Origin of the sequence: Myxococcus virescens (assembly GCF_900101905.1) — a bacterium.
In the GTDB taxonomy this organism is placed as follows: domain Bacteria; phylum Myxococcota; class Myxococcia; order Myxococcales; family Myxococcaceae; genus Myxococcus; species Myxococcus virescens.
In genome coordinates, this window is record NZ_FNAJ01000001.1 from 640,290 (window position 1) to 662,756 (window position 22,467).

The 22,467-nt window shown below is 68.2% G+C and carries 22 protein-coding genes; 15 read left to right on the top strand and 7 right to left on the bottom strand.

The features are described 5' to 3' along the window. Positions 1-92 precede the first annotated feature (92 nt). Entirely contained in the window at positions 93-1,223 is a 1,131-nt protein-coding gene (gene wecB, locus BLU09_RS02645; protein ID WP_090485004.1) for a non-hydrolyzing UDP-N-acetylglucosamine 2-epimerase, read from the bottom strand. 107 nt (positions 1,224-1,330) lie between these two features. Here wecB and kdsB point away from each other — a divergent pair, with 107 nt between their 5' ends. Together kdsB and BLU09_RS39785 are read left to right on the top strand one after the other, a co-directional pair. Then, positions 1,331-2,071, top strand: a complete 741-nt coding sequence (gene kdsB / locus BLU09_RS02650; protein WP_090485006.1) for a 3-deoxy-manno-octulosonate cytidylyltransferase — start codon at positions 1,331-1,333, stop codon at positions 2,069-2,071. Between the two features lie 2 nt (positions 2,072-2,073). Beyond that, positions 2,074-3,027, top strand: a complete 954-nt coding sequence (locus BLU09_RS39785; protein WP_090485008.1) for a hypothetical protein — start codon at positions 2,074-2,076, stop codon at positions 3,025-3,027. Here BLU09_RS39785 and BLU09_RS02660 read toward each other — a convergent pair. Then, complete coding sequence (locus tag BLU09_RS02660) at positions 3,020-3,868, bottom strand: aldo/keto reductase (RefSeq protein WP_090485010.1); 849 nt, start codon at positions 3,866-3,868, stop codon at positions 3,020-3,022. The two genes, BLU09_RS39785 and BLU09_RS02660, sit on opposite strands and share 8 nt — an antisense overlap. A gap of 109 nt (positions 3,869-3,977) precedes the next feature. Between BLU09_RS02660 and BLU09_RS02665 the strand changes: the two genes are divergently transcribed. The 6 genes from BLU09_RS02665 (at position 3,978) to BLU09_RS02690 (ending at position 10,112) form a co-directional block, all read left to right on the top strand. After that, a complete protein-coding gene (locus BLU09_RS02665) occupies positions 3,978-5,744 on the top strand; it encodes an ABC transporter ATP-binding protein (RefSeq protein WP_090485012.1) in 1,767 nt (588 codons plus the stop codon). A gap of 307 nt (positions 5,745-6,051) precedes the next feature. Beyond that, complete coding sequence (locus BLU09_RS02670; RefSeq protein WP_020478920.1) at positions 6,052-6,285, top strand: hypothetical protein; 234 nt, start codon at positions 6,052-6,054, stop codon at positions 6,283-6,285. 85 nt (positions 6,286-6,370) lie between these two features. Then, positions 6,371-8,011, top strand: coding sequence for a CTP synthase (locus BLU09_RS02675; RefSeq protein WP_090485014.1), 1,641 nt, complete (start codon positions 6,371-6,373; stop codon positions 8,009-8,011). After that, positions 8,008-8,844: a 3-deoxy-8-phosphooctulonate synthase gene (gene kdsA, locus BLU09_RS02680; protein ID WP_011551215.1), complete on the top strand. Its 837-nt coding sequence runs from the start codon at positions 8,008-8,010 to the stop codon at positions 8,842-8,844. The genes BLU09_RS02675 and kdsA overlap by 4 nt, the downstream gene beginning before the upstream one ends. Positions 8,845-8,875: 31 nt before the next feature. Beyond that, positions 8,876-9,451 carry a KdsC family phosphatase gene (locus BLU09_RS02685; RefSeq protein WP_090485016.1) on the top strand — a complete coding sequence of 192 codons (576 nt, stop codon included), beginning with the start codon at positions 8,876-8,878 and terminating at the stop codon, positions 9,449-9,451. 40 nt (positions 9,452-9,491) lie between these two features. Next, positions 9,492-10,112: a response regulator gene (locus BLU09_RS02690; RefSeq protein ID WP_020478919.1), complete on the top strand. Its 621-nt coding sequence runs from the start codon at positions 9,492-9,494 to the stop codon at positions 10,110-10,112. A 95-nt stretch (positions 10,113-10,207) separates the two neighbouring features. Here the strand turns inward: BLU09_RS02690 and BLU09_RS02695 are convergent, their stop codons facing one another. Together BLU09_RS02695 and BLU09_RS02700 are read right to left on the bottom strand one after the other, a co-directional pair. Continuing rightward, complete coding sequence (locus BLU09_RS02695) at positions 10,208-10,651, bottom strand: Hsp20/alpha crystallin family protein (RefSeq protein ID WP_090485018.1); 444 nt, start codon at positions 10,649-10,651, stop codon at positions 10,208-10,210. 210 nt (positions 10,652-10,861) lie between these two features. Then, positions 10,862-11,056 carry a CPXCG motif-containing cysteine-rich protein gene (locus tag BLU09_RS02700; protein WP_011551211.1) on the bottom strand — a complete coding sequence of 65 codons (195 nt, stop codon included), beginning with the start codon at positions 11,054-11,056 and terminating at the stop codon, positions 10,862-10,864. A gap of 60 nt (positions 11,057-11,116) precedes the next feature. On the opposite strand from BLU09_RS02700, the gene BLU09_RS02705 reads away from it, so the two are divergent. Continuing rightward, positions 11,117-11,965 carry a GspE/PulE/PilB domain-containing protein gene (locus tag BLU09_RS02705; protein WP_090485020.1) on the top strand — a complete coding sequence of 283 codons (849 nt, stop codon included), beginning with the start codon at positions 11,117-11,119 and terminating at the stop codon, positions 11,963-11,965. Positions 11,966-11,974: 9 nt separating this feature from the next. On the opposite strand, the gene serB is transcribed toward BLU09_RS02705, so the two are convergent. The 3 genes from serB to BLU09_RS02720 all read right to left on the bottom strand — a co-directional run bounded on the left by serB (position 11,975) and on the right by BLU09_RS02720 (position 15,643). Beyond that, positions 11,975-13,174, bottom strand: a complete 1,200-nt coding sequence (gene serB / locus BLU09_RS02710; RefSeq protein ID WP_090485022.1) for a phosphoserine phosphatase SerB — start codon at positions 13,172-13,174, stop codon at positions 11,975-11,977. Positions 13,175-13,247: 73 nt separating this feature from the next. After that, positions 13,248-14,828 (bottom strand): serine/threonine-protein kinase, encoded by a 1,581-nt coding sequence (locus tag BLU09_RS02715; protein WP_090485024.1) that lies wholly within the window; start codon positions 14,826-14,828, stop codon positions 13,248-13,250. A gap of 65 nt (positions 14,829-14,893) precedes the next feature. Beyond that, the gene (locus tag BLU09_RS02720; protein WP_090485026.1) at positions 14,894-15,643 is read right to left on the bottom strand and encodes a TIGR02266 family protein; all 750 of its coding nucleotides are present in this window, start codon (positions 15,641-15,643) and stop codon (positions 14,894-14,896) included. A gap of 105 nt (positions 15,644-15,748) precedes the next feature. On the opposite strand from BLU09_RS02720, the gene BLU09_RS02725 reads away from it, so the two are divergent. The 6 genes from BLU09_RS02725 to BLU09_RS02750 all read left to right on the top strand — a co-directional run bounded on the left by BLU09_RS02725 (position 15,749) and on the right by BLU09_RS02750 (position 22,467). Then, positions 15,749-16,237: an NADH-quinone oxidoreductase subunit NuoE family protein gene (locus BLU09_RS02725; RefSeq protein ID WP_011551206.1), complete on the top strand. Its 489-nt coding sequence runs from the start codon at positions 15,749-15,751 to the stop codon at positions 16,235-16,237. A 35-nt stretch (positions 16,238-16,272) separates the two neighbouring features. Then, positions 16,273-17,613 (top strand): NADH-quinone oxidoreductase subunit NuoF, encoded by a 1,341-nt coding sequence (gene nuoF / locus BLU09_RS02730; protein ID WP_013935739.1) that lies wholly within the window; start codon positions 16,273-16,275, stop codon positions 17,611-17,613. Continuing rightward, positions 17,610-18,116, top strand: a complete 507-nt coding sequence (locus BLU09_RS02735) for an NADH-quinone oxidoreductase subunit J family protein (RefSeq protein ID WP_090485028.1) — start codon at positions 17,610-17,612, stop codon at positions 18,114-18,116. Before nuoF ends, BLU09_RS02735 begins: the two co-directional genes overlap by 4 nt. Positions 18,117-18,189: 73 nt before the next feature. Next, entirely contained in the window at positions 18,190-18,492 is a 303-nt protein-coding gene (nuoK, locus tag BLU09_RS02740) for an NADH-quinone oxidoreductase subunit NuoK (protein ID WP_090485030.1), read from the top strand. A 22-nt stretch (positions 18,493-18,514) separates the two neighbouring features. Beyond that, complete coding sequence (gene nuoL / locus BLU09_RS02745; protein WP_090485032.1) at positions 18,515-20,743, top strand: NADH-quinone oxidoreductase subunit L; 2,229 nt, start codon at positions 18,515-18,517, stop codon at positions 20,741-20,743. Beyond that, positions 20,740-22,467, top strand: a complete 1,728-nt coding sequence (locus tag BLU09_RS02750) for a complex I subunit 4 family protein (protein ID WP_090485034.1) — start codon at positions 20,740-20,742, stop codon at positions 22,465-22,467. Before nuoL ends, BLU09_RS02750 begins: the two co-directional genes overlap by 4 nt.

Here is a 22,467-nt window from a genome sequence, read left to right on the forward strand (position 1 = left end):
CGGCGCTCTACCACGGCGGGCCCTCCTGCACAGACGGGGATGGACGAGCAGGCGGGCCCACGCAGTGCCGGGCCCCCCTCCATCATCTGCCATCAGGCCGAGGCCGCCTGAATCGGCCGGTCCTCGACGCCCAGGAAGCTCGCGAACAGGTCCGCGATGCGCTCGGCGGCGCGGCCATCCCAGAACTCGGGCACGCGGCCCTGCTTGCCTTCACCATCCAGCACGCGGTCGGCGGCCAGACGGATGCGGACCGGGTCGGTGCCCACCACCTCGTTGGAGCCTTCCTCCACGGTGATGGGGCGCTCGGTCTGCTCGCGCAGGGTGAGGCACGGGATGCCCATGGCCGTCGTCTCCTCCTGGAGGCCGCCGGAGTCGGTGAGCACCAGGCGCGCCTTCGACGTGAGCGCCAGGAAGTCCAGGTAGCCCATGGGCTCCACGGGCCGCAGGTTCGGCGTGCGCTCGAACCACGTGTTCAGGCCATGCTCCGAAATCACCTTCCGCGTGCGCGGGTGCACCGGGAAGATGACCGGCAGGCGCGTGGCGACGTGGGCCACCGCGGACAGGAGGCCGCCCAGAATCTTGGGGTCGTCCACGTTGGAGGGCCGGTGCAGCGTGCACACCGCGTAGCCGTGGGGGATGAGCCCCAGGTCCTTGAGCAGCGGCAGCTTGTCGGCCTTCTCGCGCGAGGCGAAGAGCGAGTCGATCATCACGTTGCCCACGAAGTGGATGCGGGCCGGGTCGGTGCCTTCCTTGAGCAGGTTGGCGTCCGCGTCACGTGACGGCGTCAGCAGCAGGTCCGACAGGCGGTCGGTGACGAGGCGGTTGATCTCCTCCGGTTGGTGTGGCGAGTAGCTGCGCAACCCCGCTTCGACGTGTGCCAGGGGGATGCCCAGCTTCGACGTCACCAACGCCGCCGCGATGGTGCTGTTCACGTCGCCCACCACGGAGACGAGCGCCGGAGGGTGGGCCAGGAAAACCTTTTCCAGCTCCACCATCATGCGTGCCGTCTGCTGCGCATGGCTGCCCGACCCGATACCCAGATGGACGTCCGGGGCAGGCAGGCCGAGGTCGGCGAAGAACACGTCGCTCATCTTGGCGTCGTAGTGTTGCCCCGTGTGGACAAGGATTTGCTCCAGGGGAGTCCGCTCGGCGATGGCGCGATAGATGGGCGCGACCTTCATGAAGTTCGGACGCGCCCCAACGATATGAATGACCTTCTTCATGTTGCGACCAAAGCTAGGCACTGGAGCCGCGCTGGCCAGTGTCCCATGATGCGAATGTCCAATCCCGGGGGCCGGCAATCGTCGCGAACCTGATAGACGGAGGGGTCATGCAATCTTGCCGGACCGTTGCAGTCATTCCCGCCCGACATGCCAGCACCCGCTTCCCGGGCAAGCCGCTGGCAATCATCGCCGGCCGAACAATGATTGAGCACGTCTGGCGCCGCTGTCAGGAGGCCCAGGCCTTCGACGAGGTGTGGGTTGCCACCGATGACGACCGCATTCGCGCCGCCGTGGAGGGCTTTGGCGGCAAGGCGGTGATGACCAGCCCCGCCTGCGCCACGGGGACGGACCGGGTCGCCGAGGTGGCGCTCGGCCGTCCAGACATCGACATCTGGGTGAACGTCCAGGGGGACGAGCCCCTGGTGGACCCCGCCGCGCTCCAGCGGCTGGCGGGCCTCTTCCAGGACGCGTCCGTGCGGATGGGCACCCTGGTCCGCCCGCTCGAAGCGGACGAAGCCGCCAGCCCGCACGTGGTGAAGGCGGTGCTCGCGCTCAACGGCGACGCGCTCTACTTCAGCCGCAGCCTGGTCCCCCACGCCCGCGAGCCGGGCACGCCCGTCCAGCGCTGGGGCCACATTGGCCTCTACGGCTACCGGCGCGAGGTGCTGCTGTCGCTGGCGAAGCTGGCGCCCACGCCGCTGGAGGACGCGGAGAAGCTGGAGCAGCTCCGCGCGCTGGAGCACGGCATCCCCATCCGCTGCGCGAAGGTCACCTCGCACACGGTGGCCGTCGACCTCCCCGGTGACGTGGAGAAGGTGGAGGCCCTCATGCGCGCGCGGGGAGGCTGACCATGGGCTTCCTCAAGAACGTGTTCGGCGGTGGCGCGGCGAAGGCGGGCGCGGAGCCCCCCGCGCCTGACGCGGCGACCACGACCGCGCCAGCCACCTCCGCCCCGCCCGGAGCGGGAACCACGGTCCCCGCCGCCGGCCCAGCGGGCGCGCCCCATGCCGCCGAGGCGCGGGAGCATGCTCCCGCGGAAGCCCCCCGGCCCGAAGCCGCCCCGAAACCACCCGCGCCTCCGAAACCGCAGCGCGCGCAAGAGACCCGCAAGCAGCAGGAGGACGAGGACATGGAGGGCGTTCAGCGGCTGTTGTCGCGCAAGGTGGAGCGGGTGCTGGAGCAGCTGGGAACGCTCGCCACGCGGGCGCGCTCGGGTGAAGAAGTCCCCACCATCACCGTCACGCTCCACCTGGCCCACGGTCATTCGATGACGGGCGAGGTGGTGGACTACGTGCCCCGCGAATCGGTGCTGATGGCCCTGGGCAAGGAGGGGCTGCGCCGCTCGGAGTCGGTGGCCTACGTGGACCTGTCCACGGTGGTGGCGGTGGCGGTAGGCAACGCGGAGAAGCTGCTGGAGCTGACGCAGCTCGTACGGCCCAACCCCACGCGGCAGGACGTGGCGACGCTGCTGGAGAAGCTGCCCCACGCCCTCACCGAGCAGTTCTGGCCGGGCGAGGCGTCCCTGGGCGGCAAGCCCCTGCGCTTCGAGGTGGACTGGGTGGGCCTGGACGACGAGCCGGGCCGCCGCGCGCTGGAGTCCGCCGTGAATGTCACCAGCCATGCCTTGCGCGCCCTGGCCCAGGAGCAGGGCCGCGAGGTGCTCCGCCGCATCACCACCGTGCGCTTCCTCAAGGGCCGCGACACCCGCGCCGCCGTGGAGGGCGAGACGGGCACGGTGACAGTGGGCCCGGGTGAGCCCACCGTGTCCGCCTTCCGCAAGGCCTTCGCCGCCGGCATCAGATGACGGGCAGCGACGCCGGCTCGTGCCCCAGCGGGAAGGCCGCGTCGAGGTGGGCCAGCTCGTCGGCGGTCAGCGTCAGCGACGCGGCGGCGGCGTTGTCGCGTGCGTGGGCTTCCCGGCTCGCCTTCGGAATGGCGAACAGCGACGGCCCGCGCACCAGGAACCGGAGCGCCACCTGGTACGGCGTGACGCCGTGCGCGCGGGCGATGGCGCCCAGCACCTTCCCACCCCGGCTGTCGGGCCGGGGAAAACGGCCGTTGCCGAAGGGGCTGTAGCCCACCACCGCCACCCCGTGGGCTTCGCACCAGGGCAGGACGGCGTGCTCGATGGCGCGCTCCTCCAGGTGGTAGAGCACCTGGTTGCAGGCGATGCGCCCGGGCCCCGCGAGCGCGAGCGCCTCCTCCAGGTCCTCCACCCCGAAGTTGCTCACGCCCCAGGCGCGAATCTTTCCATCCGCCACCAGCTTCTCGAAGGCGCGCACCGTCTCCTCCAGCGGGTGCGAACCCGGCCAGTGCAGCAGGTAGCAGTCGAGGTGGTCCGTGCGCAGCCGCTTCAGGCTCCGCTCACAGGCGGCGAGCGTGCCCGCGTAGGAAGCGTTGGACGGCATCACCTTCGACACCAGGAAGACGTCTCCGCGCCGGCCCGCGATGGCCTCGGAGACGATGGACGCCTCCACCTTGCCGTGGCCGTACAGTTCAGCGGTGTCCACGTGCGTCATTCCCAGGTCCAACCCGGCGCGAAGGGCGCGGATGGCGCCTGCCCGGTCGTCCTCCTCCATCTGCCAGGTCCCCTGGCCCAGGACGGGCACGGACACCCGTGTGCTTCCGAATGGACGCTGCTCCATGGCACTCCCCCTGACTCGACGTGTGGCTTGCTTCGAGAGGATTAATACCGCTTCAACGCACACGCAGGCGTCCGGTGCGCAGGTTGGAAGCTCGCGTTAGTCTCCGCCGGTGTCTTCCCCCGCGAACGATTCGAAAAGCAGTGCCTCCCCTGGCGTCACCGTCCGGCGCCTGCTGAAGCTGGCGCGCCCGGAACTGCTGCCACTGGCTGCGGGCACCCTCTTCCTCCTCATCAGCAGCGGAGCCACGCTGGCCTATCCCCGCGCCATTGGCGACCTGGTGGACCAGGCCCTCACCGCGCGCGACCGGTATGTGGTGGACCGGCTCGCGCTGATGATGCTCGCCGTGTTCACGGTGCAGGGCATCGCCATGGCGCTGCGCATCTACCTCTTCACCAACGCCGGCGAACGCGTGGTGTCGCGGCTGCGCAAGGACCTCTTCCGCGCCCTGCTGTCCCAGGAGGTGGGCTTCTTCGACTCGCGCCGCACGGGCGAGCTCACCAGCCGGCTCTCCTCGGACACCACCGTCCTGCAGACCACCGTCACGGCCAACGTGTCCATGATGCTGCGCTACGTCGTCACGGCCCTGGGCGGCGTGGGCCTGCTGCTCTACACGTCCGTCCAGCTCACGCTGGTGATGCTGGCCGTCATCCCGCCCGTGGCCATTGGCGGCGTGTTCTACGGGCGCCGGGTCCGGGTGATTTCCCGTCAGGCCCAGGACGCGCTCGCCGCCAGCGGCGAGGTGGCCGAGGAGGACCTGTCCGGCATCCGCACCGTGCGCTCCTTCGCCGCGGAGCGGCACGAGGTGGAGCGCTACAGCGTCGCCGTGGAGCGCTCCTTCATGCTGGCGAAAAAGCGCGCGCTCCAGACCTCCGTCTTCATGGGCGTGGCCTCCATCGCGGGGTATGGCTCCATCGCCGCGGTGCTCTGGTACGGAGGCCGGCTGGTGGTGGAAGGCGGCCTCTCCGTGGGCGAGCTCACCTCGTTCCTCATCTACACCATGCTGGTGGCCTTCTCGTTCAGCGGCATCGCGGAGCTGTGGGCGGACTTCATGCGCGCCAGCGGCGCCGCCGAGCGCGTCTTCGAGCTGCTGGACCGCAAGCCCGCCATCGGCGCTGGCGGCGAGCAGCTGACCTACCTGCGTGGGCACGTGCAGTTCCGCGGCGTGCACTTCGCCTACCCCAGCCGTCCCGACGTGCCGGTGCTCCAGGGCCTGGACCTGGAGCTGCGGCCGGGCGAGGTGGTGGCGGTGGTGGGCCCCTCCGGCGCGGGCAAGTCCACGCTGGCCTCCCTGCTGTCGCGCTTCTACGACCCGCAGAACGGCGAGGTGCTGCTGGACGGCCACCCGCTCACCTCCCTGGAGCCGGAGTGGCTGCGCCGCAACATCGGCATGGTGGCGCAGGAGCCCCAGCTCTTCTCCTGCTCCATCGCGGACAACATCCGCTACGGCCGGCCCGGCGCCACCGACGCCCAGGTGGAGGAGGCCGCCCGGGCCGCCAACGCCCACGCGTACATCGAGCGCTTCCCGGAAGGCTACGGCACCCAGGTGGGCGAGCGCGGCGTGCAGCTCTCCGGTGGCCAGAAGCAGCGCGTGGCCATCGCCCGGGCGGTGCTGAAGGACCCTCGCCTGCTCATCCTGGACGAGGCCACCAGCGCCCTGGACGCGGAGAGCGAGCATCTGGTGAAGGACGCGCTGGAGCGCCTGATGAAGGGCCGCACCACGCTCATCATCGCCCACCGCCTGTCCACCGTGGCCAACGCGGACCGGGTGCTGGTGCTCGACGGCGGCCTCGTCATCCAGAGCGGCACCCACGCCTCCCTCATGAGCCAGGAGGGCCTGTACCGGCGCCTGGTGGAGCGGCAGTTTGTCGCAGCTTGAACGCCCGGTGCCCACACGGCGCTCGCCACGCACCCCGCGACAGTGGCGCGCCCACAGGCTCCCGATTAAGTCTGGGGCTCCGAAAGGAGGTGATGCCTTGAACGACAGCAACTCCAAGGCGTCCACCTCCGCTTCGCGGGCCTGAAGAGGCTCCGAAGCGGTGGCGGATGCTGGCAGTTCCGGGCCCGTTCCCCGCGAGGGGGACGGGCCTTTTCGCGACGGCTCGGGAATGCCAGACCGCCCCTCCTGTTCGGAGCGCGCCGGGGGGAGAGGCCGACTCAACACGTTTCATCCGGGAGTTTCCGCCGTGTCCATCACTCCATGCCCCAGCCCGCTGCCCACCGCCCTCCGGGACGAGGAGTCCGTGGACGCGCAGCGCAACCTCTTCTGCCCCAACTATGACGCCTGCCTGCACCTGGTGGTGAAGCGGGGCTGGGAGGGCTGGAGCTGCCGAAACTGCGATTTGCGCAAGTTCCGCGTCGGGCAGCCGAACGCCCAGGAATTCGCGGTCGCCCGGCCGGGTGCTTGGGACGGCAACTGACGCCGCCCGCGCCTGCCCCAGCGGGCGGCCGTCCATCGGAAACAGAATAATTGACGCATCCCTGCCTCAGTAGGCAGAACGGGACATGCGCTCCAAGAAAACCAAGTTCATCTTCGTGACGGGCGGAGTGGTCAGCTCCCTCGGCAAGGGTCTCGCCTCCGCTTCGATTGGCGCCCTGCTGGAGAACCGTGGGCTGGCCGTCACCCTCATCAAGCTGGACCCCTACATCAACGTGGACCCGGGCACGATGAGCCCGTTCCAGCACGGCGAGGTGTTCGTCACCGAGGACGGCGGTGAGACGGACATGGACCTCGGCCACTACGAGCGGTTCACCAACGCGCGGATGAGCCGGCTCAACAACTTCACGTCCGGCCGCATCTACCACGCGGTCATCATGAAGGAGCGGCGGGGCGAATACCTGGGCAAGACGGTCCAGGTGATTCCGCACGTCACCGACGAAATCAAGTCCAGCATCCGCCAGGCGGCGCAGGACGCGGACGTGGTCATCGTGGAGGTGGGCGGCACCGTGGGCGACATCGAGTCGCTGCCCTTCCTCGAGGCCATCCGGCAGATGCGCTACGACGTGGGCAACGAGAACGTCGTCTACGTCCACCTCACGCTGCTGCCGTACATCGGCGCGGCTGGCGAGGTGAAGACCAAGCCCACGCAGCACTCGGTGATGAAGCTGCGGGAGATAGGCATCCAGCCCGACTTCCTCGTGTGCCGCACCGACCGCGAGGTGCCCCGCGAGCTGAAGGACAAGATTGCCATGTTCTGCAACGTGGACACTCGCAGCGTCTTCACGTCGCCGGACGTGCGCAGCACCTACGAGCTGCCGCTGGAGCTGCACCGCCAGGGCCTGGATGAGCGGCTCGCGGAGGTCCTCAACATCTGGAGCCGGGCGCCCCACCTGGAGCGCTGGGAGAACATCATCCGCAAGGTGTACGAGCCCGCGCGCGGCCAGGTCCGCATCGCGATTGTCGGCAAGTACGTCAACCTCACGGAGAGCTACAAGAGCCTCAACGAGGCGCTGCTGCACGGCGGCATCGCCAACGACGTGAAGGTGAACCTGCACTTCGTCGACAGCCAGGAGGTCGAAGAGCAGGGCGCGGAGAAGCTGCTGGCCGGCGTGGACGCCATCCTGGTGCCCGGCGGCTTCGGCGTGCGCGGCACCGAGGGCAAGATCGCCGCCGTGCGCTACGCCCGTGAGAAGAAGGTGCCGTTCTTCGGCATCTGCCTGGGCCTGCAGATGGCCGTGGTGGAGTTCAGCCGCGGCGTGCTGGGCCTGTCCTCCGCCAACAGCTTGGAGTTCAACGAGCACACGCCGCACCCGGTGGTGACGCTCATGGAGAGCCAGGTGAAGGTGCAGGACAAGGGCGGCACCATGCGCCTGGGCAGCTACGCCTGTGCGCTGAAGCCCGGCTCGCTCGCCCACCAGCTCTACGGGCAGGACACCATCCAGGAGCGCCACCGCCACCGCTACGAAGTGAACAACGCGTACCGCAGCAAGCTGCAGGAGGCGGGGCTGGTCATCTCCGGCTCCAACCCCGAGCTCAACCTGGTGGAGATGATTGAGCTGGCCGACCACCCCTACTTCGTCGGCTGCCAGTTCCACCCTGAATTCAAGAGCAAGCCCTTCGCACCCCACCCCCTCTTCTCCGGCTTCATCCGCGCGGCGCTCGCCCAGCGGGACGCGAACGCGGCGGCCGGCAAGGTGACGGAATGAGCGCCCCCAACCCCATCGAGCTGTGTGGCTTCAAGGTCGGCCAAGGTCAGAAGCTGTTCGTCATCGCCGGCCCCGACAGCATCGAGTCCGAGGACATGGCCCTGCGCCATGCCTGGATGCTGAAGGAAATCACCGGCCGGCTCGGCGTGCCGTACGCCTTCAAGTGCTCCTACGACAAGGCCAACCGCACCAGCGGCAAGTCCTTCAGAGGCCCGGGTCTCAAGGAAGGCCTGAGAATCCTGAAGAGAATCCGGGATGAAGTGGGCGTTCCCGTCCTCACGGACGTCCATGAGACGAGTCACGTCGGGCCAGCCTCGGAAGTTGTGGATATCATCCAGATACCGGCCTTCCTGTGCCGGCAGACGGACCTGGTGGAAGCCGTGGCGCGTACGGGCAAGGGCGTGAACCTGAAGAAGGGACAGTTCGTGGCGCCCAAGGACATCGTCCACTCGGCGCGCAAGGCCTTCGAAGCGGGCAACCCCAACGTGCTCGTCACCGAGCGCGGTTCGACCTTCGGCTACAACAACCTGGTGGTGGACATGCGCGGCTTCGCGCAGATGCGCGACGCCGGCCTCGCCGTGTGCTTCGACGCCACCCACTCCGTTCAGCTCCCCAGCGCCGGAAACGGTGAGACGGCGGGCGAACGCCGCTTTGTATCACTGCTGGCCCGCTCCGCCGCGGCCGCCGGGATTGACGCGTTGTTCACGGAAGTCCACGAAGATCCGGATCGTGCCCTGTGTGACGGTCCCTGTTCGCTGAATCCACAGATGTTTGAAGACGTGGTACGAAACGTGCTGAGCATCCGCCGGGTGTTGGGACACGAGCCGGGTTGATGTGTCGGCAAACAAGGGAGTCGAGCAAGCCATGGTGACGGACGCCCCTTCCAGACTGGCAACGGAAGAGCTGATGTCCCGTGCTGCGCGCGTGCGGCTGCTCGTCTTCGACGTGGACGGGGTACTTACCGACGGCGGCCTCTACTACGGCCAGGACGGCGAGCTGATGAAGCGCTTCGACGTCAAGGACGGCCATGCGCTCGTCATGGCCCGGCTGTCCGGGTTGCCCGCCGCCATCCTCACCGCCCGCACCTCCGGCATCGTGGAGAAGCGCGGGCGGGAGCTGGGCCTCGCGGCCGTGTTCCAAGGCCGCCGTGACAAGTCGGCCGCGCTCAAAGAGCTGGTCACCCAGTTGGACGTGCCCCTGGACGCCTGCGCGTACATGGGTGACGACCACAACGACCTGGGTCCACTTTCAATGGTGGCTCTTTCCGCTTGTCCTGCGGATGCGGTCCCCGAAGTGCGCCGCGAGGCACACTTCGTTACCCAGAGTCCTGGCGGCCGAGGGGCCGCTCGCGAACTCGTGGAGCTGTGTCTCAAGGCCAGTGGCCGCTGGGACGACGCAGTGGGTCTGATGAGAGGGACTGATAGGCGCGGTACTCTGTGAGGTTGAAGAAAACCCGTGTTCAAGGTAGGTGAATAGTTCCATGGGCAGCGGAATCATGCAGCAAGAGGGGAGTACGGCCATGACGGACCAGCTCTACACGACGCACGACATCAGTCGTTTGCTTCAGGTGGATCCGTCCACGGTGAGCAAGTGGATTGACCGTGGCATCCTGATGGCGTTCAGGACGCCGGGTGGCCACCGCCGCGTGCGGTCGGCGGACCTGCGCACGTTCCTCATCACCCACCAGATGCCGGTTCCCGAGGAGCTCGGCAGCGGCACGGTGCGCCTGCTCGCGGTGGATGACGAGCGTCCGGTGCTGGACGCCATCAAGCGCGCGTTCAAGCCGTTCGCGGCCCAGGTGGAGCTGCAGACGACGACGAGCGGCGTGGAGGCGTTGCTGCTCGTGTCCGAGCAGAAGCCGCACGGCATGATCATCGACCTCAACATGCCGGACATCGACGGTCTGGAAGTCTGCCGCCGCATCCGCGCGCGCAAGCAGATGGAGGGCGTGCGGCTCATCACCATGACGTCCGCGCATACGCCCGAGGTCGTGGAGCAGTCCAAGCAGGCCGGCGCGCTGGCGTGCATGGCGAAGCCGCTGGACGTGCAGCAGGTGCTGGAGCTGTTCCGCGTTCCGCTGGCGCTCAGCGCCAAGCGGTAGGACAGGCAGGGCTTCCGCCTTGCTCGCGGAAGCCCTGGCAGGGATTTCAGTGGGAGGCAGGTGACCTCCCTGGCCCGCGGTGTGCGCCCGCGGCTTCAGCCCTGGACCTTGACTTCGATGACGCGGGGCTTGGACTCCTCGCGCCGAGGCAGGGTCAGCGTCAGCACACCCTGCTCGTAGCGAGCCTCCACCCGGCTTGCGTCCACCGTGTCAGGCAGCGCGAAGGAGCGGGCGAACGTCCCGAAGACGCGTTCCTGGCGGCGCACGTTGACGCCCTCCGCGCGCGGCTCGGCCTTGCGCTCGGACTGCACGGTGAGGATGTCCTTCTCCACCGTCACCTGGATGGCCTTCGCCTCCAGCCCGGGCATGTCCAGTTGGAGCGTGAGGCCGCTTTCGGATTCGGTGATGTCCGCGGCCGGCGTGCGCTCACGCGGGGCCTGGCGCCACATGGGCTGCGTCAGCTCGCGGAAGAGCGCGTCGACATCGCGCATCAGCGGGTTCACCACGACGGCGGAGTTGAACGGATTGCGAGTCTGCATGGTCGTCTCCTGTTCGTGACGTCCTCGCGGACGCACGGCATGAATGAGCCTGGGTTGTTCTGGTTCGCGGTCGCCGCGGTGCCCCCCACCGGAGCTCCAGCGCCGCCTCACAAGACTCAAGAGAACCATGCTTCGGAACGTGTCAAGCAACGCCCCGGCGCCTTCACCGGCGCCACGTTTCACGCCCGCCCGCCTGCCCCCCAGGCCACCTCAGTCGTCGTCGCGACCAAGGTGCACGGCGAAGCTCTCCTCGTCGCGGGACACCTGCACCGTCCAGGGACGGCAGCACACCGGGCAGTCCTCGATGTACGTCTCCGAGGCCACACCAATGGGGTCCACGGCGACCTCCACTTCCTCACCGCAGTAGGGGCACAGCTGGGCGGCGGATTCCGCGAAGGGCTGCATGGCTGGGTCTCCTCATCACGGACTCAGCGTCCGCGCATCTAGACGGTAGAATGCCGAGCCATGGCCTCTCCTTCCCGGAATCGCATTGGCGACATCCTCGTCAAGGCACGCGTCATCGACGACTTGCAGCTGCGCAGCGCACTGGCCACCCATGACCAGTGGGGCGGACGTCTGTCACGCATCATCGCGGACCTGGGTCTGGCCACCGATGACGTCATCACCGAGGCCATCTGCCAGGGCCTGGGAATGCAGCGCATCCAGTTGGGCAACGTCACGCGCGACGCGGGCGCGCTCTCACGCGTGGACGTGAGCCTCGCCGAACAGAAGGCCGTCTTCCCGGTGTCGCTCAAGGACAACGGCAAGACGCTGGTACTGGCCATGGCGGACCCCACGGACCTCGGCACCCTGGACCAAGTGGCGGCGAAGAGCCGCGCACGCGTGGTCGTCATGGTGGCGGGCGAGCGTGAAATCGAACACGCCATCCTCCGCCACTACCGTGGCCAGGAGCCCGTCGTCAGCACGCGCTTCGGCGGCAACAAGCGCCCGAGCAGCTCGGACGCGCCGGAGGACGAGGACGAGTTCAAGGTCGTCGACATGAGCGGAAACACGGTGGTGAAGCGCATCGCCGACATCACCCCGCCCGCTCCCGCCGCGGCGCCTCCGCCCGCGCCCCGCGCGCCGGAGCGCGCCACCGCCCCAGGCGCAGGCGCCAGCGCCGCGGACATCCTCGACGAGATTCTGGCGGGTGGCACGCCCGCCAACGAGTGGACGGACGAGGACCTCAAGCGGCTGCAGACGGTGCAGCAGAACCAGGAGAAGAGCTCCAAGATTCTGCGCGCGCTGCTCGAGCTGCTGCTGGAGAAGAACCAGCTCCAGCAGCGCGAACTGGCGGCGCGGATGCGGCTGTAGGGCGCGCCCTCAGCCGGCGCCGGAGCCCGCTTCCAGCAGCTCGCGGCCGGTGAGCCCCAGCAGGTAGAGGATGCTGTCCAGGCCGCCCGCGGAGATGGACGTGTCGGCCGCGGCGCGCAGCTTGGGCTTCGCTCGGAAGGCGATGCCCAGCCCGGCGCGCTCCAGCATCAGCAAGTCGTTGGCGCCGTCTCCCACGGCGACCACCTGGTCCAGCAGGATGCCCTCCGCCTGCGCCAGCGACTCCAACAGCTCCGCCTTGCGCTGCGCGTTGACGATGCGGCCCACGGTGCGGCCGGTGAGCTTCCCGCCCTGAATCTCCAACTCGTTGGAGTACGCGAAGTCGATGCCCAGCCGCGCCTTCAGCGCCTCGGCCGCCACGGAGAAGCCGCCGCTGATGACGGCGGTGCGGTAGCCCAGCCGCTTGAGCACGCGCACCAGCGTCTCCGCGCCCTCCGTCAGCGGCAGGTTCGCCGCGAGCTGGTGGACCACGGATGCATCCAGGCCTCGCAGCAACGCCACGCGCTGACGCAGCGATTCGTCGTAGTCCATCTCGCCGTGCATGGCGCGCTCGGTGATGCGCGACACCTGCTCGCCCACGCCATGCGCGCGCGCCAGCTCGTCGATGACCTCGATGCGGATGAGCGTGGAGTCCATGTCCATGACGACCATCCGCTTGCCGCGCCGGAACAGGCTCTCGCGCTGCAACGCCACGTCGAACCCGCCCGACTGCATGGACAGCTCCAGCAGCGCGTGCTTGAGCGCGTCGGGCGGCTGGCCCGGCGGCAGGCTGATGTGGATGTCCACCGAGCCCAGGTGCGGCTCGCTGAGACGCGTGATTCGCTCCACGTTGGCGCCGTGCCCCGCGAGCACCTGCGTCAGCGCATGAAGCTCCCTCGCGCCCAGGGCGCGGCCCACGGCGGTGACGACGTGGCGCGCGGACGCGGCGGGCGTGGCGGGCGCCTCCACCGCCTGGAAGTCCAGCGCCACGCCCAGCGTCTGCGCGGCGGACAGCAGCGTCTCCAGGGTGCCGCTCGCCGGGGGCAGGCGCACCAGCAGGCAGAGCGTGAGGCGTCCCTGCACCACCACCTGCTCCACGTCGAGCAGCTCGGCGCCAGCTTCCGCCAGCAGGCCGGTGAGGCGCGAGACGATTCCGGGATGGTCCTTCCCGGTGACGGTGATGAGCACGCTTTCGGACAGGGGCGGAGTCATGGCGCCACGGAGTGTGGCAGCCCCCATCGTGCGCGGCGAGCCCCGAGTGCGCCGGGGCCCGGCCGCTCGTCCGTCACTCCTTCGGCGTGTCCGAGGAGATGACGAGGTCGCCCTTGGCGAGGAACTCCTTGTCCGGGAACGCCTTGTAGAAGTCCTCCAACATGGCGTCCACGTCCGGGTAGCGCTGCTCGCGCTTGTCCTGGGTGGCCTTGTCGAAGAGCTGGTCGAGGCCGCTGGGGGCCTCCGGGTTGACCTCGGAGGGCAGCGGCGAGCGGCGGCCCGGAATCTGCCCGGTGAGCATCTCGTAGAGCAGGATGCCCAGCGCGTAGACGTCCGCGGAGGCGCCCGGCTCCTTGCCGCCCCGGTTCATCAGCTCCGGCGCCATATAGGCCATGCCACCCGTGCCCACGAAGACCTGGGGCATGCCCTTGGTGGCGTCCACCTCCACCACGCGGCCCAGGCCGAAGTCGGCCAGCTTCGCGTTGCCGTACGTGTCGAAGAGCACGTTCTCCGGCTTGATGTTGTGGTGCGTGAGGCCCGCGGCGTGCGCGGCCCGCAGGCCATAGGCCATCTGCAGGAAGGCGCGCAGCGCGAAGGGCACTGGCACGCCGTTGCCACCACCCGCGTCCAGCCGCTCACGCAGGCTGCCCTGCATCAGCTCCAGCACGAAGTACGGCCGGGCGGCGTCCACGTTCTGATCCACCACCTGGACCACGCCCGGGTGGCGCACCTGCGCCTGGGCACACAGCTCCTTCTTCAGGCGCTTGAGCACCTCGCCGCGCTGCAGGAAGGAGAAGTAGCCGAAGATGTCCTTCAGCTCCTTGAGGCAGATGTCCAGGCCCAGCGCGGTGACGCGCCCCTTGAAGACGGTGCCCAGCGGCCCGGTGCCGATGGGGTCGAACTTCTGGTAGCGCAGGTCCAGCTCGGCGCCCTTCGGAGCGGGAGCGGCAGGCGCTGCTGCGGCGGCGGAGGTGGAAGCGGGGGGAGGAGACATGGGGGCGGCGGCAGGCGCGGGAGAGGTGGGGGACGGCGCGGGGGTGTTCGACGCGGTGAAGGGCCCCTGGACGATGACGGTGGCCTCGCGGCGGGGCTCGGCGGCGGCCTCCGCGCGGGGCCCCGGGGCTGACGGCGGCGGCATGGGGATGGCCGCGGACGGCATGCCCAGGTCCAGCGCGGGCATGGCCGAGCGCGAGCTGCGCACCGGCGGCATGGGCGGCGGCGCGGGCGGGCCGGAGGGCACGGGCGGCGCGCCGTCGACCTCGGCCTCATCCAGCAGCAGCTCCGGCGGAGGCGGAGGAACCATCAGCGGCTCGTCCCCACTGGCCCCATCCAGGGGCGCGTCCGCGGCGGCGGCCAGCTGATCGGCGAAGAACTCACCGACCTCCAGGGAGAATCGCTCGTTCAGCTCCCCACCCGCCACCTGCTCGCCCTGGTCGGTGAGCTTGAGCTGGGCCTCGCGGTCCATGGCGATGTAGTGGAATTTGCGCAGGAAGAAGAAGTAGTTGTCGAACTCGAGCGACACGGATGGCTCGAGTGCGGCCTTCACGTCTGCCAGCTTGTTCGAGCGTCCAAGACGGCCGTTCTCCCTCAGGTTCCGGAGGATGAACAGCGCCTCGCCACTGACGGTGTCGCGATTGAGGGCGGGCTTCTGCATGGGGAAGCGACTCTATGCCGTCCCCACGCCGTGGCTCAACGGATGACTGGCGGTAAAACGCGCCCCTACTTGATGCGCAAGAGCTGCTTCACCGTCTCCAGGACTTCCACGAAACGCACCGGCTTGCGCAGGTAGATGTCCACGCCCAGCTGCATGGCGCGGTCCTGCGCCTCCTTGCCGCCGGCGGAGATGGCGATGATGGGGATGGTGCGCAGCGCTTCTTCCTCGCGCATCCGCTCCACCAGGGCGAAGCCGTCCATCACCGGCATGTAGAGGTCCGTCATCACCAGATTGAAGCGGTCCTCGCGCAGCATCAGCAGCGCGTGGTGCCCGTCCGGCGCGAAGTGGACCTCCAGGGGGACCTTTCCGTGCAGCTCGCCGCTGGCCAGCTTCTTCAGCACGTAGCTGTACATCTCGATGATGTGCGGGTTGTCCTCGACGATGAGCACACGATACCCCTCGTGCTCTGCGTGGGACGCGTGGCTGTCTGCTCCTGCCGCACTCAAGATGTCACCCAGTTTCCGCCGGTCCTGCTCGCGCTCCACGCGAACGCCGACGCCCGCGGGCTGATCGGGGCCCGCTGGCCGCATCCAGGCCACGGTTCCGCTGACTTCTACCGGATCCAGCAGTCCCGGGAAAGAAAGTGCGAGCCGGACCTCGTCCCCCATGACGAAGGCCTGGTCCGTCTGGACGAACAGGCCCTCGTGGGACAGGTTCTCCGTCACGTCGCGGGCCTGGCGCCCGTCCGTGTAGTCCACTCTCAGCACGGCCGGGACGCGGGGGTGCTGGCGCTTGTCCTCTGGACCCGGGTTCATAACAAGGGCTTGAAATCGCTCGGCAATTTGCTGATGGCAACCCAGTGTAGCTTCGAGGGTTTATGTTGACAACGTAGCCATTGGGGCAATACGTACCGGCCCGCCATGGCGGAGCCCCTGTTCACCTCTGAAGAGCAGAAGAAGTTCGACGCGGGAATCGCGGAGATCATCTCCCACTACCCCCCGGATCGGAAAAGCGCGGGCATGCTCCCAGCGCTGCGTCTGCTCCAGGAAATCAAGGGATGGCTGCCCCCGGAAGGGTTGCGGCTGGTGGCGAAGCATCTGGAGGTCACTCCCGAGCGGGCCATGGAAGTGGCCAGCTTCTACGTGATGTACCACCTCAAGAAGCCGGGCAAGTACGTCATCGACGTCTGCACGAACCTGTCCTGCTCGCTGTGGGGCGCGGAGAAGATGCTCGCCTACCTGGAGGAGAAGCTGGGCCTCAAGGCAGGTGAAGCCAATGAGAAGTTCACCTTGCGAGAGACCGAGTGCCTGGCCTCGTGCGGTACTGCGCCCTGCCTGCAGATCAACGAGGATCACCACGAAAGCCTGACCCAGGCGAAGCTGGATGCCATCCTCGCCAAGTTGAGCTGAACCCCCACCCTTCTTAGGCTTAGGACGTCATCGACATGGCCTCTACGGCAAAGGCGATCGAACCGATCATCTCGGCGGCCTGGGGTAAGCCTCAGTCCTGGACCCTGGACAGCTACCGCAAGCGGGGGGGCTACGAGGCGCTGAAGAAGGCGCTCCAGATGGAGCCCGCCGCCATCATCGACGAGGTGAAGAAGTCGAACCTCCGCGGTCGCGGCGGCGCCGGCTTCCCCACGGGCCTCAAGTGGAGCTTCGTCCCCAAGGACAGCCCCAAGCCCAAGTACCTGGCGGTCAACGGCGACGAGTCCGAGCCGGGCACCTTCAAGGACCGCTACATCCTGGAAGACGACCCGCACATGATGCTGGAGGGCATCGCCATCGCGTCCTACGCGCTGGGCGTGCACACCTGCTACGTGTACCTGCGCGGCGAGTTCAAGTTCCCGGCGGAGCGCACGCAGGCGGCCATCGACGAGGCCTACAAGGCGGGCATCTTCGGCAAGAAGGTCCTGGGCAAGGACTACGAGCTGAACTGCTACCTGGTCCGCGGCGCGGGCGCGTACATCTGCGGCGAGGAGACGGCGCTGCTGGAGAGCCTGGAAGGCAAGAAGGGCTGGCCCCGCCTGAAGCCGCCCTTCCCCGCGGTGGTGGGCCTCTTCGGCTGCCCCACGGTGGTGAACAACGTGGAGACGCTGGCCAGCGTGCCCGCCATCTTCCAGCAGGGCGCGGAGGCCTACGCGAAGCTGGGCACCGACAAGTCGGGCGGCACGCGGCTCGTCTGCCTCTCCGGCACGGTGAACCGGCCGGGCGTGTACGAAGTGTCGATGTTCACCACCCTCTCCGAGCTCATCTTCGACGACAAGTACGGCCGGGGCATGCCCGCGGGCCGGAAGGTGAAGGCCGTGATTCCGGGCGGCTCCTCGGCGCCGGTGCTGGGCGCGGACGAGCTGGACGTGGCCATGGAGTTCGAGGCCCTCAAGGTGAAGCAGACCATGGCGGGCTCCGGCGGCGTCATCGTCATGGACGACGCCACCTGCATGGTGCGCAGCTTGTGGCGCGTGGCCCGCTTCTACGCGGAAGAGTCGTGCGGCCAGTGCACGCCGTGCCGTGAAGGCACGCCCTGGCAGACGCGCCTCTTGCGCAAGATCGAAGAGGGCCGCGGCGAGCCGGGCGACATCGACATGCTGTCCAACGTCGCGTCGTCGATCGCCCCCTACCCGCCCATCGGCCTGGGCAACACCATCTGCGCGCTCGGCGACGCGGCGGCGCTGCCCACGCACTCGTTCCTCATGCGGTTCCGGGACGAGTTCGAGGCTCACATCCGTGAGCACCGCTGCCCGTTCGGCGACAAGCCCTGGGGTTCGTTCGGAGACTGGTCTTGAACATCGAGCTCATCCTCTTCGGGGCGTTCGCGCTCCTGACGCTGCTGTCGGCTGGAACAGTCATCTTCGCGCGCAGCCCCATCAATTCGGCCATGGCGCTGGTGTCCACGTTCTTCTTCATGGCCGGCATCTACGTGCTGCTGTGGGCGCACACGGTGGCCGTCATGCAGGTGCTCGTGTACGCGGGCGCCATCATGGTGCTCTTCCTGTTCGTCATCATGCTGCTCAACCTGGGAGAGTCGTCCACGCGCGGCAAGCCCACGGTGGCCCGCGTCGCGGGCGGCACGGCGACGGTGGGCCTGTTCGTGGTCCTGGCTATCGTCCTGCTGAAGCTGCCCGCCGAGCCGGCCACGCTGAGCACGGGAGCCCAGGCCTCCTTCGGCACCATCGCCACCATGGGTCAGGTCATCTTCACCCAGTGGCTGTTCCCTTTCGAAGCTGTGAGCTTGCTGCTGCTGGTGGCCATGGTGGGCGCAGTCGTCGTGGCCAAGTCGCGGATCTGATCGCCCATCCCGGACAACTTTTCTGTGCTAGATGGCGGCGCAGGCAGCCGCTCGCGAGGCCCCGAATCGGCCCATGGTTCCCATCACCTACTATCTCCTGCTTGCCGCCGCCCTGTTCTGCATGGGCATGTTCGGCGTGCTCGTTCGCCGCAACGCGCTGGTCGTCTTCATGAGCGTGGAGCTGATGCTCAACGCGGCCAACCTCACGTTCGTGGCCTTCGCGCGCATGCGCGGTGACGACCTCGGCCACGTGTCCGCCTTCTTCGTCATCGCGGTGGCGGCGGCGGAAGCCGCCATCGGTCTGGCCATCGTCATCGCCGTCTTCCGGAGCCGGGGCAGCATCCTGCTGGAAGACCTCCGGACGATGAAGCACTGATGCCCCCCCAGGAGCCACTGTCATGACTCTCGTCGAATTCTTCCGGGCGGCACCCGTGGCGCCAGACATCCTGGCGCCCTCGCTCTGGCTCATCATCGCGCTGCCCCTGCTGGGCGCGTTCATCTGCGGTGTGTTCGGCAAGATGATGGGCCGGGCCAACGTCCAGCTCGTCGCCTGTGCGGCGGTGGCCGGCTCCTTCGTCCTGAGCCTGTTGGCCTTCTGGGCCACCAGCCATCACAACCCCGAGACGGGTCGGCTGGCGGCCATCTTCCCCAACCCGTTCGGCATCGAGCGGGACTTCGTGCGCTACGCGCTCGCGTACGACTACGGCACCTGGTTCTCGGTGGGCGACGTCCGGGTGAACATCGGGCTGATGGTGGACCATCTGTCCGGCATCCTGCTGCTCATCATCACCGGCGTCGGCTTCCTCATCCACCTGTACTCCACCAGCTACATGGAGCACGACGCCGCGTACTGGCGGTTCTTCGCGTACCTGAACCTGTTCGTCGCGGCGATGCTGACGCTGGTGCTGGCCGACAACCTGATCCTGCTCTTCGTGGGCTGGGAGGGCGTCGGCATGGCCAGCTACCTGCTCATCGGCTTCTGGTACGACGACCCGGCCAAGGCCTGGGCCGGGCGCAAGGCCTTCGTCACCAACCGCATCGGTGACTTCGCGTTCCTCATCGGCACCTTCCTGCTGGTGCTGCTGGTCTCCGCCTTCACCCAGCAGTCGAACGCGGCGGACTTCAACAACGCCGGCACCACCGCGCAGCACTACACGGCCGCGCTGGAGCAGAAGGGCCCGGTGACGTTCAAGGGCCTGGAGAAGATGGCCGAGGGCCTGGTGGACGGCTCCGCGGACAAGGTCGACCTGAGCACCCCCATCGAGGCGGGCCCGCTGGAGGGCTACACCTTCGGCGGCGTGATGACGGCGGCCATGCTGCTGTTCCTCCTGGGCGCCGCGGGCAAGAGCGCGCAGCTGCCCCTCTACGTCTGGCTGCCGGACGCCATGGCCGGCCCGACGCCGGTCTCCGCCCTCATCCACGCCGCGACGATGGTGACCGCCGGCGTCTACCTGTTCAGCCGCATGTCCGCGCTGCTGGTGCTGAGCCCCACCGCCATGGCGACCATCGCCATCATCGGCGCGCTCACCTCGCTGCTGGCGGCGCTCATCGCCTTCGCGCAGGACGACATCAAGAAGGTGCTCGCCTACTCCACGGTGTCCCAGCTGGGCATCATGTTCATGGGCGTGGGCATGGGCATCTTCTGGGCGGCGGTGTTCCACCTGATGACGCACGCCTTCTTCAAGGCCTGCCTCTTCCTCGGCGCCGGCAGCGTGATGCACGGCAACGGCGACGAGACGGACATCAAGAAGCTGGGTGGCCTGCGCAAGGAGATGCCCTGGACCTGGGCCACCTTCCTGGTCGCCACCCTGGCCATCACCGGCATCATCCCGCTGTCCGGCTTCTTCTCGAAGGACGCCATCCTGCACGGCGTGCACCACAACCACCTGCAGGGCATGGAGTGGGTGTCCAGCCTCGTCTACTACCTGGGCCTGCTCATCGCGGCGTCCACCGCGTTCTACATGACGCGCGTGTACCTGCTCACCTTCGAGGGTCCCCGCTCGAAGGAGGCCCGAGTGGCCCACGCCCATGAGAGCGCCTGGCAGATGACCCTGCCGCTGGTGGTGCTGGCGGTCCTGAGCGTGGTCGCCGCGCGGTACGCGTTCGGCATCGACTTCTTCAACATGACGGCGCAGCCGGTGCTCGACAACTTCCTGAGCCCGGTGTTCAGCGCGACCAAGCGCATCACCGACGCCAGCACGCTGGTGGCGCTGGACACCAGCCGCCCGCAGCTGGTGCCGGACTACCTCAAGGCCTGGGCCGTGGCCCTGGCGGGTGGCGGCGCGGCGGCCTTCCTCTACCTGCGCTACTTCCCTTCGCGCGTGGGTCAGCCGGATCCCGCCTTCATCCGCGCGGTGCGCCCCCTGGCGCTCAACAAGTTCTACGTGGACGAGCTCTATGAGCTGATTGTCATCCGTCCCGTGAAGTTCATGAGCTTCCTCCTCTTCCGCGTCGTGGACGCGCTCGTCATCGACACCGTGGCGGTCCGCGGCACGGCGTGGGTGACGGCGCGCGTGGGCAGTGCGCTCCGCTACGTGCAGTCGGGCGATGCCCAGGCCTACGCCGCTGTGCTGGCCATCGCCCTGCTGGGCGGGATGGCCTACGCCCTCATCCAGGTGATGCAATGAGCTTCTTCGACAACCACCTGCTCAACCTCGTCGTCTTCCTGCCGCTGGTTTTCGCGGCGCTGGTGGCGCTGCTGCCGGCCGGCGAGCATGGTCAGATTCGCACCATCACGTTCATCGCCATGGTGGTGGACCTGATGTTCGGGGTCTGGGCCTACATGACGTACGTGCCGGGCGGGCCGGAGTTCCAGCTCGAGTACCGGGCGCGCTGGTTCGACCTGTTCGGCACCAGCTACCACATTGGCGTGGACGGCCTGGCCGTGAGCCTGCTGCTGCTCACCGTCTTCCTGGGGCCCCTCGTGGTGCTGGCGTCCACCACGTACATCAAGTTCCGCATCAAGGAGTTCCACCTGGCGCTGCTGGTGCTCCAGACGACGATGCTGGGCGCGCTGGTGTCGCTGGACGTGCTGCTCTTCTACATCTTCTTCGAGGCCATGCTCATCCCCATGTACCTCCTGGTGGGTGTGTGGGGCGCCGAGGACCGCCAGATGGCGGCGGTGAAGTTCTTCCTCTACACGCTGGCCGGCTCGCTGCTGATGCTGGTGGCCGTCATCGCCGTGTACTTCATCAGCGCGCCGGTGGGTGCCCGCTCCTTCGACTACGCGAGCATCTACAACGGCCTGCTGGACGCCAACCGTCAGCTCAGCGCCTGCACTACCGCGGGCACGTGCGACTCGCTCACGGGACTGGCCGCCACGCTGCACACCTGGGGTCCGTGGCTGTTCGCGGCGTTCGCCATCGCGTTCGCCGTCAAGGTCCCCATGTGGCCGCTGCACACCTGGTTGCCGGACGCGCACGTGCAGGCGCCGGTGGCTGGCTCCATGATTCTGGCCGGCGTCACCCTGAAGATGGGGACCTTCGGCTTCTGGCGCTACGCGATTCCCTTCTTCCCGGTGGCCACGCAGCAGGCGCGGCCCTTCCTGGCCACGCTGGCCGTCATCGGCATCGTGTACGGCGCGCTGATGTGCCTGGCGCAGCGGGACATCAAGAAGCTGATTGCGTACTCGTCGGTCAGCCACCTGGGCTACTGCATGCTGGGCATCCTGGCGATTACGGCCGAGGGCGCCACGGGCAGCGCGTACCAGATGCTCAACCACGGTGTGTCCACGGGCGCGCTGTTCCTCCTGTTCGGCTACCTGTACGAGCGGCGCCACTCGCGCCTGATGGCGGACTACGGCGGCATCGCGAAGGTGATGCCGGTGTTCACCGCGGCCTTCGTCATCATCACCTTCTCCTCCATCGCGGTGCCGGGCACCAACGGCTTCATCGGTGAGTTCCTGGTCCTGCTGGGCACCTTCAAGAGCGACCTGGGCGAGGCCGCGGGCAACCCGCACCTGACGGCGGTGTTCGGCGCCTTCGCCACGCTGGGCGTCATCCTGGGCGCCGCGTACATGCTGTGGATGGTCCAGAAGGTGTTCTTCGGTGGAATCACCCACCGGGAGAACCAACACCTGACGGACATGAACCTGCGCGAGGGCCTCACGGTGCTCCCCTTCATCGTCCTGGTCGCCGTGATGGGTCTGCAGCCGCAGCCCTTCCTGGACCGGCTGGAGCCGTCCACGGACCGCTTCCTGGCCCGCGCCCGCGTGGGCACGCCGGGGGCCGAGTTGCAGGAGGACCGGCTTCGGGTCGAGGTGATGTCCCTGCCATCCCGTCAGGTTGTCGCCGCGCCGTCCGCGCCCGTTCCGTTGGCCGCCGCCCCGGCCGTTCCCTCGCCGCGGCAGTAG

Coding starts and splice junctions, on each gene's coding strand:
- wecB (WP_090485004.1), bottom strand. CDS start 1,223: ATGAAGAAGGTCATTCATATCGTTGGGGCGCGTCCGAACTTCATGAAG.
- kdsB (WP_090485006.1), top strand. CDS start 1,331: ATGCAATCTTGCCGGACCGTTGCAGTCATTCCCGCCCGACATGCCAGC.
- BLU09_RS39785 (WP_090485008.1), top strand. CDS start 2,074: ATGGGCTTCCTCAAGAACGTGTTCGGCGGTGGCGCGGCGAAGGCGGGC.
- BLU09_RS02660 (WP_090485010.1), bottom strand. CDS start 3,868: ATGGAGCAGCGTCCATTCGGAAGCACACGGGTGTCCGTGCCCGTCCTG.
- BLU09_RS02675 (WP_090485014.1), top strand. CDS start 6,371: ATGCGCTCCAAGAAAACCAAGTTCATCTTCGTGACGGGCGGAGTGGTC.
- kdsA (WP_011551215.1), top strand. CDS start 8,008: ATGAGCGCCCCCAACCCCATCGAGCTGTGTGGCTTCAAGGTCGGCCAA.
- BLU09_RS02685 (WP_090485016.1), top strand. CDS start 8,876: ATGGTGACGGACGCCCCTTCCAGACTGGCAACGGAAGAGCTGATGTCC.
- BLU09_RS02690 (WP_020478919.1), top strand. CDS start 9,492: ATGGGCAGCGGAATCATGCAGCAAGAGGGGAGTACGGCCATGACGGAC.
- BLU09_RS02695 (WP_090485018.1), bottom strand. CDS start 10,651: ATGCAGACTCGCAATCCGTTCAACTCCGCCGTCGTGGTGAACCCGCTG.
- BLU09_RS02700 (WP_011551211.1), bottom strand. CDS start 11,056: ATGCAGCCCTTCGCGGAATCCGCCGCCCAGCTGTGCCCCTACTGCGGT.
- BLU09_RS02705 (WP_090485020.1), top strand. CDS start 11,117: ATGGCCTCTCCTTCCCGGAATCGCATTGGCGACATCCTCGTCAAGGCA.
- serB (WP_090485022.1), bottom strand. CDS start 13,174: ATGACTCCGCCCCTGTCCGAAAGCGTGCTCATCACCGTCACCGGGAAG.
- BLU09_RS02715 (WP_090485024.1), bottom strand. CDS start 14,828: ATGCAGAAGCCCGCCCTCAATCGCGACACCGTCAGTGGCGAGGCGCTG.
- BLU09_RS02720 (WP_090485026.1), bottom strand. CDS start 15,643: ATGAACCCGGGTCCAGAGGACAAGCGCCAGCACCCCCGCGTCCCGGCC.
- BLU09_RS02725 (WP_011551206.1), top strand. CDS start 15,749: ATGGCGGAGCCCCTGTTCACCTCTGAAGAGCAGAAGAAGTTCGACGCG.
- nuoF (WP_013935739.1), top strand. CDS start 16,273: ATGGCCTCTACGGCAAAGGCGATCGAACCGATCATCTCGGCGGCCTGG.
- nuoK (WP_090485030.1), top strand. CDS start 18,190: ATGGTTCCCATCACCTACTATCTCCTGCTTGCCGCCGCCCTGTTCTGC.
- nuoL (WP_090485032.1), top strand. CDS start 18,515: ATGACTCTCGTCGAATTCTTCCGGGCGGCACCCGTGGCGCCAGACATC.
- BLU09_RS02750 (WP_090485034.1), top strand. CDS start 20,740: ATGAGCTTCTTCGACAACCACCTGCTCAACCTCGTCGTCTTCCTGCCG.